This window comes from Achromobacter pulmonis, assembly GCF_002885955.2.
Taxonomy (GTDB): domain Bacteria; phylum Pseudomonadota; class Gammaproteobacteria; order Burkholderiales; family Burkholderiaceae_B; genus Achromobacter; species Achromobacter pulmonis_A.
Window position 1 is genome coordinate 499,374 of sequence record NZ_POQS01000003.1, and the last position, 18,200, is coordinate 517,573.

Here is an 18,200-nt window from a genome sequence, read left to right on the forward strand (position 1 = left end):
TACAACCGGGAAGGGAATGCCGGACTTCACTGCTCACGGAGTGGACATGAATGCCCCTGTTTCGCCTGACCTGCGCGCGGCGCTTGAATCGGTCCAGTTGGACGACAAGTACATCCTGGAGTCCGGGCGTGCCTGGATGAGCGGTATCCATGCCCTGGTGCGCCTGCCCATGATGCAGCGCATGCGCGACCAGCAGGCGGGGCTGAACACGGCGGGCTTCGTGTCCGGCTACCGCGGCTCGCCGCTGGGCGGGGTGGACCAGAACATGTGGAAGGCGGCTGCGCACCTGAAGGCCCGCCACATCGAATTCCAGCCCGGCGTCAACGAAGACCTGGCGGCCACCGCCGTATGGGGCTCGCAGCAGGTCAACCTGTTTCCCGGCGCCAAATACGACGGCATCTTCGGCATGTGGTACGGCAAGGGCCCCGGCGTGGATCGCTGCGGCGACGTGTTCAAGCACGCCAACGCGGCCGGCACCGCGCGCCACGGCGGCGTGCTGGTGGTGGCGGGCGACGACCACCCGGCCAAGTCCTCGACGCTGCCGCACCAGAGCGACCACATCCTCAAGGCCTGCATGATTCCGGTGCTGTTTCCGGCCAGCGTCCAGGAGGTGCTGGACTACGGCCTGCACGGCTGGGCGATGAGCCGCTACGCCGGCGTGTGGGTGGGCATGAAATGCATCACCGACATCGTCGAGGTCTCGGCCTCGGTGGACGTCGATCCGCAGCGCGTGCGGATCAGGCTGCCCGAGGATTTCCGGCTGCCGGCCGACGGCCTGAACATCCGGCTGGGCGACACGCCGCTGCAGCAGGAGGCGCGCCTGCTGGACTACAAGCTCTATGCCGCGCTGGCCTATGCGCGCGCCAACGGCCTGAACCGCGAACTCTGGGAGGTGCCGCAGCGCGACGCGCGCTTCGGCATCATGACCTCGGGCAAGGCCTACCTGGACACGCGCCAGGCGCTGTCCGACCTGGGCCTGACCGAAGACGCGTGCCGGCGTATCGGCCTGCGGCTCTTCAAGGTGGGCATGGTGTGGCCGCTGGAATCCACCGGCACGCAGCGTTTCGCCGAAGGCCTGGACGAGATCCTGGTGATCGAGGAAAAGCGCCAGGTGCTGGAATACCAGCTGAAGGAAGAGCTGTTCAGCTGGCTCGGCAGCGGCAAGAAGATTCCGCGCGTGGTGGGCAAGTTCGACGACAAGGACGGCGGCGAATGGTCGGTGCCGCAGGGCAACTGGCTGCTGCCGGCGCATTACGAGTTTTCGCCCGCCATGGTCGCGCGCGCCATCGCCTCGCGCCTGCTGCGCTTCGACCTGCCGGCGGACGTGCGCGCCGGCATCGAGGCGCGCCTGGCCTTCATCGCCGAGCGCGAGCAGGCGCTGGCGCGCCCGCGCGTGGTCGAGGAGCGCAAGCCCTGGTTCTGTTCGGGCTGTCCGCACAACACCTCGACCCGCCTGCCGGAAGGCTCGCGCGGGATGGCGGGCATAGGCTGCCACTACATGGTCAGATGGATGGGCCGCAGCACCGATGTGTTCACGCAGATGGGCGGCGAGGGCGTGCCCTGGGTGGGCCAGGCGCCGTTCACCGAAGAAAAGCACGTGTTCGCCAACCTGGGCGACGGCACGTATTTCCATTCCGGCCTGCTGGCGATACGCGCGGCGGTGGCGGCCAAGGCGCCCATCACCTACAAGATCCTGTTCAACGACGCCGTGGCCATGACCGGCGGGCAGCCTGTCGACGGCCCGCTCAGCGTGCCCATGATCAGCCGCCAGGTGGCGGCCGAGGGCATCGAGAAAATCGTGATCGTCACGGACGACACGGACAAGTACCGCGGCATGCAGGGCCTGGCGCCGGGCGCGCCGGTGCGCCACCGCGACGAGCTGGACGCCGTGATGCGCGAGCTGCGCGAGTATCCCGGCGTGTCGGTGCTGATCTACGACCAGACCTGCGCCACCGAGAAGCGCCGCCGCCGCAAGCGCAACGCCTATCCCGACCCGGCGCGCCGCGTCGTCATCAACGAGCGCGTGTGCGAAGGCTGCGGCGACTGTTCGCAGCAGTCGCACTGCCTGTCGGTGGAGCCGCTGGAAACCGAGTTCGGCCGCAAGCGCCGGATCAACCAGTCCAGCTGCAACAAGGATTTTTCCTGTCTGAAGGGCTTTTGTCCCAGCTTCGTGACGGTGGAGGGCGGCCGGCTGAAGCGGCCGCAGGCGCTGGCGCAGGACGGCGATATCGACGCCGGCATCGCGCCGCCCGCCGCGCATGCGCTCGATCGGCCATACGGCGTGTTCATCGCCGGCGTGGGCGGCACCGGCGTGGTCACCATCGGCCAGCTGCTGGGCATGGCGGCCCATATCGAGGGCAAGGGCTGTTCGGTGCTGGACATGGCCGGCCTGGCGCAAAAGGGCGGCGCGGTGTATTCGCACGTGGTGCTGGCGCGCACGCCGGACGATCTGCTCAACACGCGGGTCGCGATGGGCGAGGCCGACCTGCTGCTGGCCGGCGACCTGGTGGTGGCCACCAGCATGGAATCCATGGCGCGGCTGGCGCCGGGGCGCACGCGGGTGCTGCTCAACGGCGACACCGCGCCCACCGCGGCCTTCGTCGCCAATCCCGACTGGACGCTGCCGGGCGCCAACCTCACCGCCGACCTGCAGGCCGCCTGCGGCAAGGACAACCTCGACCGCGTGGACGCCGCCGCGCTGGCCGTGGGCCTGCTGGGCGACGCCATCTACGCCAATCCGCTGATGATGGGCTACGCCTACCAGAAGGGCTGGATACCGCTGTCGCGGGAAGCGCTGCTGCGGGCCATCGAACTCAACGGCCAGCAGGTGCCGAACAATATCGCGGCCTTCGCCTGGGGCCGGCGCGCGGCGCGCGATCCGGCGGGCGTGAACCGCCTGCTGGCCGAAGGCGGCGCGCGCCCGGCGCTGCCCGAAGGCATCATCGAACTGAAGCGCCCGCGCAAGGCCAGCCCCGTGGTGGAACTGAAAAAACCCGCCGACGAACTGGAGCGGCTGGTGGCGGTGCGCAAGGCCTTCCTGACCGACTACCAGCACGCGGCCTACGCCCGGCAGTACACGGACCTGGTGGACAAGGTGGCGCACGCCGAGCGCGAGGCCACCGGCACCAACCGGCTGGCGCTGGCGGTGGCGCGCGGCTATTTCAAGCTCATGGCCTACAAAGACGAGTACGAAGTGGCGCGGCTGTACACGGACGGCGAATTCCTCAAGCGCGTGGGCGAGCAGTTCGAAGGGGACTGGAAGCTGCGCTTTCACCTGGCGCCGCCGCTGTTCGCGCGGCGCGACGCGGCGGGGCATCTGATCAAGCGCAGCTACGGCCCCGGCATGTTGCGGGTGTTCCGCCTGCTGGCCGCGATGCGCCGGCTGCGCGGGACCCGGTTCGATCCGTTCGGCTACACCGCCGAGCGCCGCGCCGAACGCGAGCTGATCCGCGAATACCGCGAGACGCTGACCGCCATCCTGGGCAAGCTCAATCGCGGCAACCTGGATCGCGCCGTGGCGCTGGCCAGCCTGCCGCTGGAGATCCGCGGCTACGGCCACGTGAAAGAGGCCGCGGCCGAGAAAGCCGCGGCCCGCAGGGAGGCCTTGCTGAAGGAGTTCAGCGCCACCGTGGTGCCCATCGGCGGCACGCGGGTGGCCTGAGCCCGTGCGCCTTAACCCGAGTTGCGCAGCCCGGCGGCGATGCCGTTGATGGTCAGGTGGATGGCGCGCTGCACCCGGATGTCGACCTCGGCGTCCGGGTGCTTCTGCGCGGCGCGGTGGCGGCGGATCACCTCGATCTGCAGGTAGTTCAGCGGGTCGATGTAGGCGAAGCGCTCGCGCAGCGAAGCCTGCAGCGTGGGGTTGTCGGCCAGCAGCTCGCGCCGGGTCAGCAGCTTGAGCATGGCCAGCGTGCGGCCATGCTCGGCGCTGATGGCGCCGAAGATGCGTTCGCGCCGGCCGCGCTGCGGCACCAGCTGCGCGTAGCGGGCCGCGATCGCCAGGTCGGACTTGGCCAGCACCATTTCCATGTTCGACAGCATGGTGCGAAACGCCGGCCAGTCCTGCGCCATTTCGCGCAGCTGCGCCAGGCGGCTGCGGCGCGAGCGCGGCGCGCCGGGGGCGCCGGTTTCCAGATAGGCCTCGATGGCCGAGCCCATGCCGTACCAGCCGGTGAGCATCAGGCGGCATTGCGCCCACGAGAAGCCCCAGGGGATGGCGCGCAGGTCGTCGATACGCTGGCCCTTCTTGCGCGAGGCCGGGCGCGAGCCGATGTTCAGGCCCGCGATCTCGCTGACCGGCGTGGCGGCGAAGAAGTAATCGGCGAAACCCGGCGTTTCGTAGACCAGGCCGCGGTAGGTGCGCTGCGCGGTGTCCGACATGAACGACATGGCCGGGCCGTAGTGCGCCATGTGCGCGTCCTCGGCGCTGGTGGCCTCGGCGCGCGGCGCCAGGCTGGATTCCAGCGTGGCGGCGACCAGCAGTTCCAGGTGCCAGCGGCCGACTTCGGCGTCCTTGTACTTGCTCTGGATGACCTCGCCCTGTTCGGTCAGGCGGATCTGGCCGGCGACGGTGCCCGGCGGCTGCGCCAGGATGGCGTCGAAGCTGGAGCCGCCGCCGCGTCCCACCGAGCCGCCGCGGCCGTGGAACAGGCGCAGGCGCACGTTGCGCGCCGAGAACACCTCGACCAGCTCGCGCTCGGCCTGGTAGAGCGACCAGTTCGACGTCAGGAAGCCGCCGTCCTTGTTGCTGTCCGAGTAGCCCAGCATGACTTCCTGCGCGCCGTTCTGCGCCAGTTTCACGCGCTGGCGGATCTCGGGCAGGTCGAGCCAGGCCGCCATGATGGCCGCGCCGCGCTGCAGGTCGGGTATGGTCTCGAAGAGCGGCACCACCATCAGGCCGTCCTCGGGTTCGATGTCCTGGCCGGCCGGCGCGATCAGGCCGGCTTCCTTCTGCAGCACCATCACTTCGAGCAGGTCGCTCAGCGTTTCGGTGTGCGAAACAATGGTCTGGCGCACGGCCTGCTTGCCGTAGCGCGCCCGGCCCGCGGCGGCGGCGCGCAGCACGGCCAGCTCGCGCGTGGAGTCTTCGCTGTAGGCGATCCAGGGCGAGGCCAGCGGGCGCGCCTGCGCCAGTTCGGCGCGCAGCAGCGCCACGCGTTCGTCCTCGTCCAGCTTCAGGTAGTCCAGCGGCTTGCCGTCGCGCTGCGTGCCGGCGCGCGCGAACAGCTCGGCCAGCACGCGTTCGTGCACGTCGGAGCTCTGGCGCAGGTCCACCGTGGCCAGGTGGAAGCCGAAGACTTCCACGGCCTGCTGCAGGCCGGCCAGGCGCAGCTTGCCGATGGGCGCGCCGTGGTGGGCGGCCAGCGAGGCGGCGATCACGGCGAGGTCGGCGGACAGTTCCTGCGGCGTTTCATAGGCGGGCGCGGCCACGGTGCTGCGCCGCGCCAGGTCCTGGCCCGTCAGGCGCTGCGCGGTGGCGGCCAGCCGCGCGTACACGCCGATCAGCGCGCGGCGGTAGGGTTCGTCGCGGCGGTGCGGCGAGTCGTCGCCGCTGGCCTCGGCCAGCGCCAGCAGCTCGGCGTCGGCCGCGATCAGCAGCGTGGTGGCCGACAGTTCCGCGCCCAGCGCGTGCACTTCCTGCAGGTAATGCTCGAACAGCACGGTGGCCTGGCGCAGCAGCGCGCGCTCCAGCGTGCCGGCGTCCACGTTCGGATTGCCGTCGCGGTCGCCGCCGATCCAGCTGCCCATGCGCAGGAACGGCTCCAGCGGCGCGGGCGGGGCGGCGAAGGGCTTGGCCGGTTCGCGGTTCAGCAGCTTGGACAGGTCCGCGTACAGGCGCGGGATGACCTGCAGGAAGGTGCTGCGGTAGTACGACAGCGCGTTCTCGATTTCGTCGGCGACCGTCAGCCGCGTATAGCGCAGCATGCGGGTCTGCCACAGCGTGGCCACGCGGCCCAGCAGCGCCGCGTCCAGGTCGGCGCGCTCTTCGGGGGTGAGCGTGCCGTCGCGCTGCGCCAGCGCGGCGGCGATTTCGCGATGCACGTCCAGCGTGCTCTTGCGCTGCACCTCGGTGGGGTGCGCCGTCAGCACCGGCATCACGCAGGCTTCGGCCAGCAGGCGGCGGATGCGCGCCGGGCTCACGCCCTGGCCGGCCAGCACCTGCACCGCTTCGCGCAGGCTGCCGCGCGCCGGCGCGTCGTCGGCGATGGCGCGGGCGCGCTGGCGGCGGTTCTGGTCGCGGTCTTCGGCGATGTTGTACAGGTGCAGGAAATAACTGAAGGCGCGCGCGACCGAGTTCGGGTCGCTGCCTTGCAGGCGCTTGACGCGCTGCTCCAGCAGCTTGCCGTCGGCGTCGTTGCCTTCGCGGCGGAACTTCACGGCCGTGCGGCGCAGGGTTTCGATCGTGTCGAAGACGCGCTTGCCTTCGCACTCCTCGATGACGGCTCCCAGTAATCGGCCTAACAGCCGGATGTCGTGACGCAAGGGTTCTGCTGAATCGGACTGCTGGCGGATGGCATTCATCGGGTAGGGATCCGTCGGGCTGCTGGAGGGAAAGGAGGGGGGAAAGCGGCGTTGCGGGTGAAACCAGAAAATGAAACCTCATCGATTTTACGCAGGCTTTGCTTACGGCAAGCGCCCGCAGCTGCGTTAAAGTTCGCTAAGCGGAATCGATTTGCGGCAAAAGCCGCTGCGGTTCGTTAGTCATTCCCAAAGCCCCATTTCGTTTATGCAAAACCATCAACGTCGCGCGCTCGTCCTGTTTTCGGGCGGCCAGGATTCCACCACCTGCCTGGCCTGGGCGCTGGACCGCTATGCCCATGTGGAAACCGTGGCGTTCGATTACGGGCAGCGCCATCACATCGAGCTGTCGGCGCGCCTGAACGTGCTGCGCGAGATCCGCGAGAACTTTCCCGACTGGGCGCCGCGGCTGGGCGAGGACCATCTGCTGGACCTGAAGGTGCTGGGCCAGGTGGGCGACACGGCCATGACCAGCGACCGCGCCATCGAGATGCAGGCCAACGGCCTGCCCAACACCTTCGTGCCGGGGCGCAACCTGCTGTTCCTGACCCTGGCCGCCGCGCTGGGCTACCGGCGCCAGCTCGACGTGCTGGTCGGCGGCATGTGCGAAACGGATTTCTCCGGCTATCCCGATTGCCGCGACGACACCATCAAGGCGCAGCAGGTGGCGCTGGGCCTGGGCCTGGGTTCGCGGGTCACGATCGAGACGCCGCTGATGTGGATCGACAAGTCCGAGACCTGGGCGCTGGCGCACCAGCTGGGCGGCGACGCGCTGGTGGAGATCGTCGTCGAGCAAAGCCACACCTGCTACCTGGGCGAGCGCGGCGCGCGCCACGACTGGGGCTACGGCTGCGGCGACTGCCCGGCCTGCAAGCTGCGCAAGATCGGCTGGGAGAAATGGGTGGTGGCGTCCGCCGCCGAAGGCTGAACCCGGCGGCGCCCGGTCACGCGGCGGCCGCGCGCACCCGCCCGATGAACTTCCAGCGCAAGGCCAGCGCCGCCGCGCAGATGGCCGCGGCCAGACCGACCGACATCGCCATCGCGCCGCGCGCGCCGTAGCCGGCGACCAGATAGGCGTAGGCCACCGGCGCGGTGGCCGTCAGCAGGAAGCTGGGAATGAGCAGCGCGCCCACCAAGCTGCCGTAGCTGCGGAAGTCGAACAGCGCCAGCGGCAGCGTGCCGCGCGTGATGGTCATCAGGCCGTTGCAGGCGCCATACAGCAGGGCGTAGGCCGCGCTGGCGTAGAGATTGCCGCCGGACAGCAGCGCCAGCAGAAAACACAGGGGCAGCATCGCGCCCACCGCCAGGGTCAGGGTCAGCGGATGCAGGCGCGAGCCCAGCGCCACGTCGGCCAGGCGCGCGGCGAACTGGCCCACGCCCCACAAGGCGGCCACGCTGACGGCCGCGGCCGCGGCCAGGCCCAGGCCGGACAGCAGCGCGATCAGATGCGCGGCGTTGCCGGCCGCCAGGAAGTTGGTCAGCATGGCGATGGTGGCGTACAGCACGCCCGCCATGCGGCGCTCGGCCGGGCTGCGCGTCAGGCCGGCGGCGGCGCGGTCTTTGGCGCCCGCGGGCGCGGCATAGCGCGTGCGCGGCAGCGCCAGGTACAGCGGCAGCGTGGCCAGGGCCAGCGCGCCGTAGGCCAGCACCGCGCCGCGCCAGCCCAGCCAGCCCGACAGCGCATGGCCCGCCGGCCACATCACGGTGGAGGCCAGGCCGCCGAACAGCGTGATCTGCGACATGGGCCGGCGCGCCGTGGGGCCGGCCGCCCGCGCCAGCGACGCGAACGCCGCGTCGTACAGGCACAGCCGCATGCCGACGCCCAGCACGATCCAGGCCAGGTAGTACAGCGCCAGGCCGTGCGCGGCCGCCAGCGCCGCGCAGCCCAGCGCGGCGATCACGGCGCCGGCAGGCATGACGCGGTGCCCGCCCCAGCGGTCGACGGCCATGCCGGCCAGCGGCGACAGCATCGCCATGGTCACGATGGCGGCCGAGAAGCCGCCGTAGACGACGGCGGCGCTCCAGCCCAGGTCGGCCTGCATGGCCGGGCCCAGGGCGCCTATCAGGTAATACGTCACGCCCCAGCCGACCAGTTGCGTCAGGCCCAGGCAGACGATGGCGCGCGGCGCGATCACGGCCGCTGCGGCGGCGTCGCGTCGCCCTCGCCCAGCGCGCGCTGCATCAGCACGGTGTCGCGCCATTGCCAGTGCTTGTGGCCCACGGCGCGCAGCGTGCCGACCGGGTGGAAGCCCTGGCTGGCGTGCAGCGCGAGCGAGGCGGCGTTGCGGCTGTCGCCCACCACGGCCAGCATCTGGCGCCAGCCGCCGGCGGTGCAGCGGGCGATCAGTTCGGCCAGCAGCTTGCCGCCGATGCCCAGGCCGGCGCGGCCTGCTTTCACGTAGACGGAATCCTCCACCGTGTGGCGGTAGGCCGGGCGCGGGCGGTAGGGCGTGGCGTAGGCGTAGCCCACGATCTCGCCGGCGATCTCGGCCACCAGGTGGGGCATGCCCTGTTCCAGCACCGCGGCGCGGCGCTGGCGCATTTCCTCGATGGACGGCGGCTCCAGCTCGAACGAGGCCGTGCCGTGCTGCACGTGATGGGCGTAGATGGCCTTGATGGCCGGCAGGTCGGCGGGCGCGCTGTCGCGGATGAGGACGGTGGCGGAGGTGGGCGGCATGGAGAGGGAAGGCTGGGGGTTCGAGCCGCCAGTGTCGCGCAAGCCTGAGCATTAATAAAGCTTTGGTCTATTATGATTTTTATAAGTAAAACTTTGGATGGCGGCGTATGCGAGGCCTCAACCTGGACCAGTTGCGCACCTTCGCGCTGGTGATCGAAACCGGCAGTTTTTCCGCCGCCGCCGAACGCAGCGGCGTGACCCAGCCCGCCGTCAGCCTGCAGATCCGCCAGCTGGAACGGCGCTTCGGCCTGAAGCTGGTCGAGCGCGTCGGCCGGCGCGCCGGGCCGACCGCGGCCGGCATGGAGCTGCTGGCGCACGTGCGCACCATCGACGCGGCGCTGGCCCAGGCCGAACTCGCCATGACGGCGCACGCCTCCCAGGTCGCCGGCCGCATCCGGCTGGGCACCGGGGCCACGGCCTGCACCTATCTGCTGCCGCCGCTGCTGGCCGATCTGCGGCGGCGCTTTCCGGCGCTGGACATCGTGGTCAGCACCGGCAACACGGCCGACATGCTGCGCGGCCTGGAGACCAACACGCTGGACATCGGGTTGGTGACGCTGCCGGCGCCGGGGCGCATGTTCCAGGTGACGCCGGTGCTGGAGGACGAGTTCGTGGCGATTTTTCCCGCCGGCGATCCGGCCATGATCCCGGCCGCCGCCACGCCACAGGCGCTGGCGCGGCTGCCGCTGGTGCTATTCGAGCCGGGCGCGCGCACCCGGCGGCTGGTGGACGACTGGTTCGAGGCCGCAGGCGTGGCCGCCAAGCCCGTGATGGAGCTGGGCAGCACCGAGGCCATGAAGGAGATCGTCGGCGCCGGCCTGGGCTGCGCCATCCTGCCCGGGCTGGCGGTGTCCGGCGCGGGCAGGCGCGCGGCGCTCGAAGTCCGGCCGCTGGCGCCGCGCCTGGCGCGCGGCCTGGCTATCGTGCTGCGCCGGGACAAGCCGCTGGGCCGGGGCCTGCGGCATCTGCAGGAGTCGCTGCTGGCGTTGCGTGGGTGAACGCGTAGGGGTGGAACACGTCCACCGGCAGCTGGTTGCAGGCCTCGACGCAGGCGCGCACCCCGGCCATGTCGGAGAAGTCCAGCCCGCTGCGGATGCCGTGCAGGTCCAGGTTCATGGCCAGCGTCACCAGGTCCACGTTGCCGGTGCGTTCGCCGTTGCCGAACAGGCAGCCCTCGACCCGTTGCGCGCCGGCCAGCACCGCCAGTTCGGCCGAGGCCACGGCGGTGCCGCGGTCGTTGTGCGGGTGCACGCTGAGCACGATGCTGTCGCGGCGCGCCAGGTGGCGGTGCATCCATTCGATCTGGTCGGCGTAGACGTTGGCCGTGGTGCATTCCACCGTGGACGGCAGGTTGACGATCATCTTGTGTTCGGGCGTGGGGCCCCACTCGGCGCTGACCGCATCGCAGATCTCCAGCGCGAAATCCAGCTCGGCCAGACTGAAGGTCTCGGGCGAATATTCGTAGATCCAATGGGTTTCGGGCCGGGCGTCGGCCAGCGCGCGGATCTGGCGAGTGCCGGCCAGTGCGATCTCCTTGATCTCGGCGCGGCTCATGCCGAACACGATGCGGCGCCATTGCGGCGCGATGGGCGCGTACAGGTGCACGATGGCGCGCCTGGCGCCGCGCAGCGAATCGAAGGTGCGCTCGATCAGGTCGGGGCGCGACTGGGTCAGCACCTCGATGGTGACGTCGTCGGGGATGCGGCGTTCCTCGATCAGCTGGCGCACGAAGTTGAAGTCGGTGTCCGAGGCCGACGGAAACGCCACTTCGATTTCCTTCAGGCCCACGGCCACCAGCTGTTCGAAGCAGCGCAGCTTGCGCGCCGCGTCCATCGGTTCGATCAGGGCCTGGTTGCCGTCGCGCATGTCGGTGCTCATCCAGACCGGCGGCGCCGTCAGGCGGCGCGACGGCCAGCGGCGTTCGGCGTAGTCGCGGGTGAAGGGCTGGACGGGGCGGTACTTGTGTTGGGGCTGTTCGAGCATGGAATCCTCCGGCCGCGGGCGCGGCGCATGTCGCGTGTAGGGATGCGAGGATGGTAGGTACACTGGGAAAGACCGTCTAACGCCACTCTGGCCATAACCATCGCAAAATGGACATGCCCCCGACCGCCCGCAAGCCCGCAGATCTGGACCTGTTTCCCTACGAAGCCTCGTCCCGCCCCGTGGCCGGCCTGGCCGTGGACTACGAGGACGGCCACCGCATCCGCCGCCATCGCCACCGCCGCGCGCAGCTGGTGTACGCGATTTCGGGCGTGATGGTGGTGGATACGCCGGCCGGGATCTGGGTGGTGCCGCCCACGCGCGGGGTCTGGGTGCCGGCCTGGATGCCGCACGGCATCCGCATGAGCGGCGAGCCGCGCATGCGCACCGTGTTCGTCGAGCCGGGCGCGGCCGCGCACCTGCCGCAGGCGTGCTGCGTGCTGTCGATCTCGCCGCTGCTGCGCGAACTGATGGCGGCCGCGGCCGAGGTGCCGCTGGACTGGAAGCCGGACACGCGCGACGGCCGCCTGATGATGCTGCTGCTCGACGAGCTGCGCCAGGAGCCGGTGCTGCCCCTGCACCTGCCGCAGCCGTCCGAGCCGCGGCTGGCGCGCATCTGCCGCGCCATCGTGCGCCACCCGGAGCGCCAGGACGGCGCGGCCGACTGGGCGCGCGAGTTGGGGGTGGACCCCAAGACCGTGCACCGCCTGTTCCTGCGGCACACGGGCATGACCTTCGGGCGCTGGCGCCAGCAGGCGCGCCTGCTGGCGGCGATGGAGCGGCTGGCCCGCGGCGAGCGCGTGCTGGAAGTGGCGCTGGACCTGGGCTATGAAAGCCCCAGCGCGTTCGCGGCCATGTTCCGCAAGGCCGTGGGCGAGCCGCCCAGCGCTTTCGCGGCGCGCAGAAAGCCGTCCGCCTGACGGCCGCGCGGGCCGCGCGGCGGCCCCGGCCGAGCGGGCGGGCCGGGAACCAGCGTATTATTTAACGTTTTGCCGCCTACGCTAACAGAACCCGCCAGAGACAAATCATGCCGCACTACCGTTCCCGCACCTCGACCCACGGCCGCAACATGGCCGGCGCCCGCGCCCTGTGGCGCGCCACCGGCATGAAGGACGGCGACTTCGGCAAGCCCATCATCGCCGTGGTGAACTCGTTCACCCAGTTCGTGCCGGGCCACGTGCACCTGCGCGACCTGGGCGCGCTGGTCGCCAAGGAAATCGAGGCCGCGGGCGGCGTCGCCAAGGAATTCAACACCATCGCCGTGGACGACGGCATCGCCATGGGCCACGGCGGCATGCTGTATTCGCTGCCCTCGCGCGAACTGATCGCCGACTCGGTCGAATACATGGTCAACGCGCATTGCGCCGACGCCATGGTCTGCATCTCCAACTGCGACAAGATCACCCCGGGAATGCTGATGGCCGCGATGCGCCTGAACATCCCGGTCGTGTTCGTGTCCGGCGGCCCGATGGAAGCGGGCAAGGTCAAGTCGCCCAACGACGGCAAGGTCGTCGCCAAGATCGACCTGATCGACGCCATGATCAAGGCGGCCGACCCCAACGTGTCGGACGCCGACGTGGCCGAAGTGGAACGCAGCGCCTGCCCGACCTGCGGCTCCTGTTCCGGCATGTTCACGGCCAACTCCATGAACTGCCTGACCGAGGCCATCGGCCTGGCGCTGCCGGGCAACGGCACCATTGTGGCCACGCACGCCTGGCGCCGCGGCCTGTTCGAGCAAGCCGGCCGCCTGATCGTGGACCTGTGCCACCGCTATTACCAGGAAGAGGACGCCTCGGTCCTGCCGCGCAGCATCGCCACCAAGAGCGCGTTCCAGAACGCGATGGCGCTGGACGTGGCGATGGGCGGCTCCACCAATACGGTGCTGCACCTGCTGGCCGCGGCGCAGGAAGCCGGCGTGGACTTCACCATGGCCGACATCGACCGCATTTCGCGCAAGGTGCCGTGCCTGTGCAAGGCCGCGCCCGCGACCGACAAGTACCACATCGAGGACGTGCACCGCGCCGGCGGCATCCTGGGCATCCTGGGCGAACTGGCGCGCGCCGACCTGCTGGACCTGTCCTGCGGCAACGTGCACAGCGGCACGCTGGGCGCAGCCATCGCCAAGTGGGACGTGAACGGCGGCGCGGGCGAAGAGGCGCAGAAGTTCTACCGCGCGGCGCCCGGCGGCATCCCGACCACGGTGGCGTTCAGCCAGGACGCGACGTTCCTGACGCTGGACCTCGACCGCAAGACGGGCTGCATCCGCAGCAAGGAAGACGCGTATTCCAAGGACGGCGGCCTGGCGGTGCTGTACGGCAATCTGGCCGAGAAGGGCTGCATCGTGAAGACGGCCGGCGTGGACGAGTCGCAATGGGTCTTCACCGGCCGGGCGCGCGTGTTCGAAAGCCAGGACGCGGCGGTCGAGGGCATTCTGGGCGACCAGGTGGTTCCGGGCGACGTGGTGGTGATCCGCTACGAAGGTCCGAAGGGCGGGCCGGGGATGCAGGAGATGCTGTATCCGACCTCGTATCTGAAGTCCAAGGGGCTGGGCAAGAGTTGCGCGCTGTTCACGGACGGGCGTTTCTCGGGCGGCTCTTCGGGGCTGGTGATCGGGCATGCTTCGCCGGAGGCGGCGGAAGGCGGCACGATCGGGCTGGTGGAAGAAGGCGACGTGATCGAGATCGATATTCCGAATCGCCGGATTCATCTGGCGGTGTCCGATGAAGTGCTGGCGCGCCGGCGGGCGGAGATGGACGCGCGGGTCGACGGGTGGGAGCCTGTGGGGCGGGAGCGCGTGGTTTCGCAGGCTTTGCAGGCTTATGCGGCGTTGGCGACTTCGGCGGATCGCGGGGCGGTTCGTGATCTGTCCCAGTTGAAGCAGAAAAAGTGATCTTCTGATCGTTGCTCTGGTTTCTTGATCTCGGCGCCATTTTTTGGCGCCGTTTTTTTATTTGGCGGGTGGTTCTTTATAGGTCGCCCGACGGCGTGGGTGGCGTGGCTGCTCGCGCCCACGATTGCGGTCCGGAGCGTTCGCTCCGGACTGCCCCTTCGTCATCCTCGTCCGCCTTCGGCTCCCTACGGATTCCCTCGGGCGCATCGAGGTTGCTCGCAGCCACGCCACCCACGCCGCCGGGCTGCCGCCGTCTTGGCTTGCCGCGCTGTTGGAGCTGGGTTCAGTGGCGATTCTTGCAATGCCCGCCGAGTTTGGCCGCCCGGGCGGCCAAACTCGGCATACAGGGTTTCCTGCATCGTGACGGTGTGCGCTGGCGCGCCTGCGTAGGCTCACCGGCTTGTGTGGGGTGGTGATGGATGGCGCGCGGCAGGCGGTATTTTTCTTGGGGACGGTGTCTCGCGCGCGCCATCCATCCGGCGGCGGGGTTAAATTGGCGATTGTTCGATGGCGCGCAGCGCGATCGCCGGACGCAAGATACCGCGTATGCCCGAAGAGGCCGCCGTGCCGGGCGCGTAAGAATTCAACTACAAGCCTCCTTCAATGCCCACTCTCGAAAACCAAGGAGCCATCCTATGTCTCTGAATTCTGATGCTTTGCGGTTGTTTCTGGGCGTGGTGGATGCGGGTTCGCTGAGCGCGGCCGCGGAGGTGCTGGGGCATACGGCTTCGGGGGTCAGCCGCGGGTTGTCGCGGCTGGAAGAGGACCTGGGCGTCATGCTGCTGAACCGGACCACGCGGCGGATGGATCTGACCGAGGAGGGCAAGCATTTTCTTCCCAAGGCGCGGCAGATCGTGGCTTCGCTGGAAGAGGCCGAGGAATGCATGCGCAAGGTGCATCAGCGGCCTGCGGGGCGCTTGCGGGTGGATGCTTCGGTGCCGGTGATGCTGCATTGCGTGGTGCCGCATGTGGGGGATTTTCGGCGGGAATATCCGGGGATTTCGCTGGAGCTGACCAGCAATGACCGCATCGTGGATCTGATGGAGCATCGCACGGATGTGGCGTTGCGCATGGGGCCGTTGACCGATTCCTCGCTGCATGCGCGCACGCTGCGGCCGTCGCCGCGCTGGGTGATGGCCAGTCCGGATTACGTGGCGCGGCGCGGCGCGCCGGAGCGGGTGGAGGATCTGGCGGGGCATGAGGTGCTGGGGTTCACGCAGCCCGAGAGCCTGAACGTGTGGCCCTTGCGGCATGCGGGAGGCAACAGCTTTCTGGCGGTGCCCACGCTGGCGACTTCCAGCGGCGAGACGCAGCGGCAGCTGGCGTTGCGCGGCGTGGGCATCGCCTGTCTGTCGGACTTCGTCGTGCGCGACGACATCAAGGCCGGCAGGCTGCTGCGGTTGATGGAGTCGGAGTACTCCGACTATCTGCAGCCCATGCACGCGGTGTATCACCGCAACACGCAGCTGTCGCGGCGTATCGCGTGCTTTCTGGATTTCATCGCGGCGCGCCTGTGAGGCGCGCCGCCAGGGCCGTTCAGGCGTGCAGGGCGCGGCCGAAGGCCGCGAGCACCGATTCGTGCAGGGTTTCCGACAGGGTCGGGTGCGCGAACACGGCGTGCATCAGGTCTTCCTCGGTGGCCTCCAGCGCGGACGCCACGCCGTAGCCGGTGATCAGCTCCGACGCTTCGGGGTGGATGATGTGCGCGCCCAGCAGTTCGCCGGTGGCGGCGTCGAACACGGTCTTCACCAAACCCTGGTCTTCGCCCATGGCGATGGCCTTGCCGTTGCCGGCGAAGCTGAATCGGCCGACGCGGATGTCGCCGCCGTGCTGTCTGGCGTGTTCGCGGGCGCGCGCTTCGGTCATGCCGACGCTGGCCACCTGCGGGTAGGAATAGGTGCAGGCGGGAATGCGCAGCGCATCGAGGGGATGCGCGGGCTTGCCGGCGATGGCGTCCACGCACAGCACGGCTTCGTGGCTGGCCTTGTGGGCCAGCCACGGCGCGCCGGCCACGTCGCCGATGGCGTAGACGCCCGGCTCGTCGGTGCGGCACAGGGCGTCGGTGACGATGTGGGTTTTTTCCACCTTGACGCGGGTCTGCTCCAGGCCGAGGTTTTCCACGTTGCCCACGATGCCGGCGGCGACGATGACGCGCTCGGCCTCCAGTTCGCTTTGCCTGCCCTGTTGGTCCAGCGCCACCTTCACGCCAGAGGCCGTCGGCGAGGCGCTTTGCACGGCGCATTGCGTCAGCACGCGGATGCCCTGTTTTTCGAAGGCCTTGCGGGCCAGCTGCGAGATTTCGGCGTCTTCCTGCGGCAGGATTTCGGCCGTCATGTCGATCAGCGTGACCTCGGCGCCGACGGCGCGGTAGAAGCTGGCGAATTCCGCGCCGATGGCGCCCGCGCCCACCACCAATAGCGATTTCGGAATCTCGGCCGGCGTCAGGGCCTGGCGGTAGGCCCAGATGCGCTCGCCCAGGGGCAGCGCCGGCAGTTCGCGGGCGCGCGCGCCGGTGGCCAGGATGATGTGCGGGGCCGACAGCGTGGCGCCGTTGTCCAGCGCCAGCCTGCCGGCGCCGGCCAGCCTGGCGCTGGCGGCGAACACGGTCACGCCGTTTTTCTTCATCAGGTGGGCCACGCCCTGGCCCAGCCGGTCCGCCACCTTGCGCGAGCGCGCCACCATGGCGGCGAGGTCCGGGCGGGCCTGGCCGGCGTCCGCCACGCCGTAGCGGGCGGCTTCGCGGCAGGCGCGCAGCACGGCGGCGCTGTGCAGCAGGGCCTTGGTGGGGATGCAGCCCCAGTTCAGGCAGATGCCGCCCAGTTCCGAACGCTCCACCAGGGCCACCGACATGCCCAGCTGAGCGCCGCGGATGGCGGCGACGTAGCCGCCGGGGCCGCCGCCCACCACGATGAGATCGAATGCAGTCTTGGTCATGGCGGGGCTCACAGCAGGATGCGCACGGGGTTTTCGAGCAGCTTGCGCAAGGCCGCCAGCCAGCGTGCGCCCACGGCGCCGTCCACCACCCGGTGGTCGGCCGACAGGGTCACGGTCATGACGGAGGCGACGGCCAGCGCGCCGTTCTCGTCCACCACCGGGCGGCGCTCGGCCGCGCCCACCGCCAGGATGGCGGCCTGCGGCGGGTTGATGATGGCCGCGAACTGGCCGATGCCGTACATGCCCAGGTTGCTCACCGTCAGCGAGCCGCCGGTGAATTCCTCGGGCTTCAGGCGGTTGACCTTGGCGCGGGCGGCCAGCTCGACGATTTCTCCGGCGATGGCCGACAGCGGCTTCACGTCGGCGTCGCGCACGATGGGCGTGACCAGTCCGCCGTCGGTGGCCACCGCCACCGAGATGTCGGCGCCGGCGTGGTATTCGACGGCATCCTCGTGCCAGCTGGCGTTGACCTCGGGCACTTCGCGCAGGGCCAGCGCGGCGGCGCGCNTCGGCGGCAGGCGCGGGCGCCGGCGCCGCGGTGGGGGCGGGCGCGGCGCTGGGGGTCGCCGCCGCACCGGCTTCGGCCAGGACGCGGTCTATGCCCGATGCGTCCTCGCCCTGCGCTAGCAGCACGCCGATCACGGTATTGACCGGCACCGAGGCCGCGCCGGCCTGCACCACGATGCGGCCGAGCACGCCGGCATGCTCGGCGTTGATCTCGACGATGGCCTTCTCGGTTTCGATTTCCGCCAGCGCATCGCCCACGGCGACCGTGTCGCCTTCCTGCTTGAGCCACTGGTGCAGCGTGCCGCCCGAGGTGTCGGCCGCGACGGAGGGGAGTTTGATGAGGTGTGCCACGTTGTTCGTCCCGTTGTTCGTTCTATCGTTCGGCGCCGGCCAGATCGGGCCGGTAGGCGGCCGGATCGTCGTACTCCACCAGCTCCAGCACATTGCCTTCGGGATCGCGGAAGAACGCCAGCCAGGTGCCGGGGCGCACTTCCATCGGCGCCGGCGCGCTGTCGAAGGCCACGCCCCTGGCCTGCAGGTCGCGCACCACGCCGGGCAGGTCGCGCACGATGAAGGTCAGGTAGGTCGCGCCCTGGCGGTCCAGGATGGCGCCGCCGCGCGCGGCGGCTTGCGGCGCGGCGGCCGGCTGCAGCAGCTTGATGCGTTCGCCGTAGGAAGTCTGCAGGCGCGCCA

12 protein-coding genes and 1 pseudogene are annotated in these 18,200 nt (G+C 69.9%); 6 read left to right on the forward strand and 7 right to left on the reverse strand.

What is annotated here, in order from left to right:
- The first annotated feature begins 46 nt into the window (after positions 1–46).
- Complete coding sequence (locus tag C1I89_RS13630) at positions 47–3,661, forward strand: indolepyruvate ferredoxin oxidoreductase family protein (RefSeq protein WP_102773304.1); 3,615 nt, start codon at positions 47–49, stop codon at positions 3,659–3,661.
- A gap of 11 nt (positions 3,662–3,672) precedes the next feature.
- Here C1I89_RS13630 and ppc read toward each other — a convergent pair whose 3' ends face one another.
- On the reverse strand, positions 3,673–6,522 hold the full coding sequence (gene ppc / locus C1I89_RS13635) for a phosphoenolpyruvate carboxylase (RefSeq protein ID WP_102773305.1): 2,850 nt from the start codon (positions 6,520–6,522) through the stop codon (positions 3,673–3,675).
- Between the two features lie 205 nt (positions 6,523–6,727).
- Between ppc and queC the strand changes: the two genes are divergently transcribed.
- Positions 6,728–7,447 (forward strand): 7-cyano-7-deazaguanine synthase QueC, encoded by a 720-nt coding sequence (gene queC, locus C1I89_RS13640; RefSeq protein WP_102773306.1) that lies wholly within the window; start codon positions 6,728–6,730, stop codon positions 7,445–7,447.
- A gap of 16 nt (positions 7,448–7,463) precedes the next feature.
- On the opposite strand, the gene C1I89_RS13645 is transcribed toward queC, so the two are convergent.
- A complete protein-coding gene (locus C1I89_RS13645) occupies positions 7,464–8,654 on the reverse strand; it encodes an MFS transporter (RefSeq protein ID WP_102773307.1) in 1,191 nt (396 codons plus the stop codon).
- Positions 8,651–9,196 (reverse strand): GNAT family N-acetyltransferase, encoded by a 546-nt coding sequence (locus tag C1I89_RS13650; protein ID WP_102773308.1) that lies wholly within the window; start codon positions 9,194–9,196, stop codon positions 8,651–8,653. Before C1I89_RS13650 ends, C1I89_RS13645 begins: the two co-directional genes overlap by 4 nt.
- A 107-nt stretch (positions 9,197–9,303) precedes the next feature.
- Between C1I89_RS13650 and C1I89_RS13655 the strand changes: the two genes are divergently transcribed.
- On the forward strand, positions 9,304–10,194 hold the full coding sequence (locus C1I89_RS13655; protein WP_102773309.1) for a LysR family transcriptional regulator: 891 nt from the start codon (positions 9,304–9,306) through the stop codon (positions 10,192–10,194).
- On the opposite strand, the gene C1I89_RS13660 is transcribed toward C1I89_RS13655, so the two are convergent.
- On the reverse strand, positions 10,115–11,179 hold the full coding sequence (locus tag C1I89_RS13660) for a 2-isopropylmalate synthase (protein ID WP_102773310.1): 1,065 nt from the start codon (positions 11,177–11,179) through the stop codon (positions 10,115–10,117). The genes C1I89_RS13655 and C1I89_RS13660 overlap by 80 nt on opposite strands.
- A 113-nt stretch (positions 11,180–11,292) precedes the next feature.
- Between C1I89_RS13660 and C1I89_RS13665 the strand changes: the two genes are divergently transcribed.
- The 3 genes from C1I89_RS13665 (at position 11,293) to C1I89_RS13675 (ending at position 15,583) form a co-directional block, all read left to right on the forward strand.
- Positions 11,293–12,096 carry an AraC family transcriptional regulator gene (locus tag C1I89_RS13665; RefSeq protein WP_440130635.1) on the forward strand — a complete coding sequence of 268 codons (804 nt, stop codon included), beginning with the start codon at positions 11,293–11,295 and terminating at the stop codon, positions 12,094–12,096.
- Between the two features lie 107 nt (positions 12,097–12,203).
- The gene (gene ilvD / locus C1I89_RS13670) at positions 12,204–14,066 is read left to right on the forward strand and encodes a dihydroxy-acid dehydratase (protein WP_102773312.1); all 1,863 of its coding nucleotides are present in this window, start codon (positions 12,204–12,206) and stop codon (positions 14,064–14,066) included.
- A gap of 635 nt (positions 14,067–14,701) precedes the next feature.
- Positions 14,702–15,583 carry a LysR family transcriptional regulator gene (locus C1I89_RS13675; protein ID WP_102773313.1) on the forward strand — a complete coding sequence of 294 codons (882 nt, stop codon included), beginning with the start codon at positions 14,702–14,704 and terminating at the stop codon, positions 15,581–15,583.
- A 19-nt stretch (positions 15,584–15,602) separates the two neighbouring features.
- Here the strand turns inward: C1I89_RS13675 and lpdA are convergent, their stop codons facing one another.
- From lpdA to C1I89_RS13690, 3 genes and pseudogenes are all read right to left on the reverse strand, one after another.
- Positions 15,603–17,000, reverse strand: coding sequence for a dihydrolipoyl dehydrogenase (gene lpdA / locus C1I89_RS13680; protein WP_102773314.1), 1,398 nt, complete (start codon positions 16,998–17,000; stop codon positions 15,603–15,605).
- Between the two features lie 8 nt (positions 17,001–17,008).
- Positions 17,009–17,858 (reverse strand): annotated as a pseudogene (locus C1I89_RS13685) (2-oxo acid dehydrogenase subunit E2).
- A gap of 22 nt (positions 17,859–17,880) precedes the next feature.
- Positions 17,881–18,200 (reverse strand): VOC family protein (locus tag C1I89_RS13690; RefSeq protein WP_369008016.1); only part of this gene is annotated, 320 nt, incomplete at its 5' end.

What these genes read in the sequence shown, in the direction of transcription:
- ppc (WP_102773305.1), bottom strand. Translation starts at nt 6,522, where the DNA reads ATGAATGCCATCCGCCAGCAGTCCGATTCAGCAGAACCCTTGCGTCAC.
- C1I89_RS13675 (WP_102773313.1), top strand. Translation starts at nt 14,702, where the DNA reads ATGTCTCTGAATTCTGATGCTTTGCGGTTGTTTCTGGGCGTGGTGGAT.
- C1I89_RS13665 (WP_440130635.1), top strand. Translation starts at nt 11,293, where the DNA reads ATGCCCCCGACCGCCCGCAAGCCCGCAGATCTGGACCTGTTTCCCTAC.
- C1I89_RS13655 (WP_102773309.1), top strand. Translation starts at nt 9,304, where the DNA reads ATGCGAGGCCTCAACCTGGACCAGTTGCGCACCTTCGCGCTGGTGATC.
- ilvD (WP_102773312.1), top strand. Translation starts at nt 12,204, where the DNA reads ATGCCGCACTACCGTTCCCGCACCTCGACCCACGGCCGCAACATGGCC.
- C1I89_RS13660 (WP_102773310.1), bottom strand. Translation starts at nt 11,179, where the DNA reads ATGCTCGAACAGCCCCAACACAAGTACCGCCCCGTCCAGCCCTTCACC.
- queC (WP_102773306.1), top strand. Translation starts at nt 6,728, where the DNA reads ATGCAAAACCATCAACGTCGCGCGCTCGTCCTGTTTTCGGGCGGCCAG.
- lpdA (WP_102773314.1), bottom strand. Translation starts at nt 17,000, where the DNA reads ATGACCAAGACTGCATTCGATCTCATCGTGGTGGGCGGCGGCCCCGGC.
- C1I89_RS13630 (WP_102773304.1), top strand. Translation starts at nt 47, where the DNA reads ATGAATGCCCCTGTTTCGCCTGACCTGCGCGCGGCGCTTGAATCGGTC.
- C1I89_RS13650 (WP_102773308.1), bottom strand. Translation starts at nt 9,196, where the DNA reads ATGCCGCCCACCTCCGCCACCGTCCTCATCCGCGACAGCGCGCCCGCC.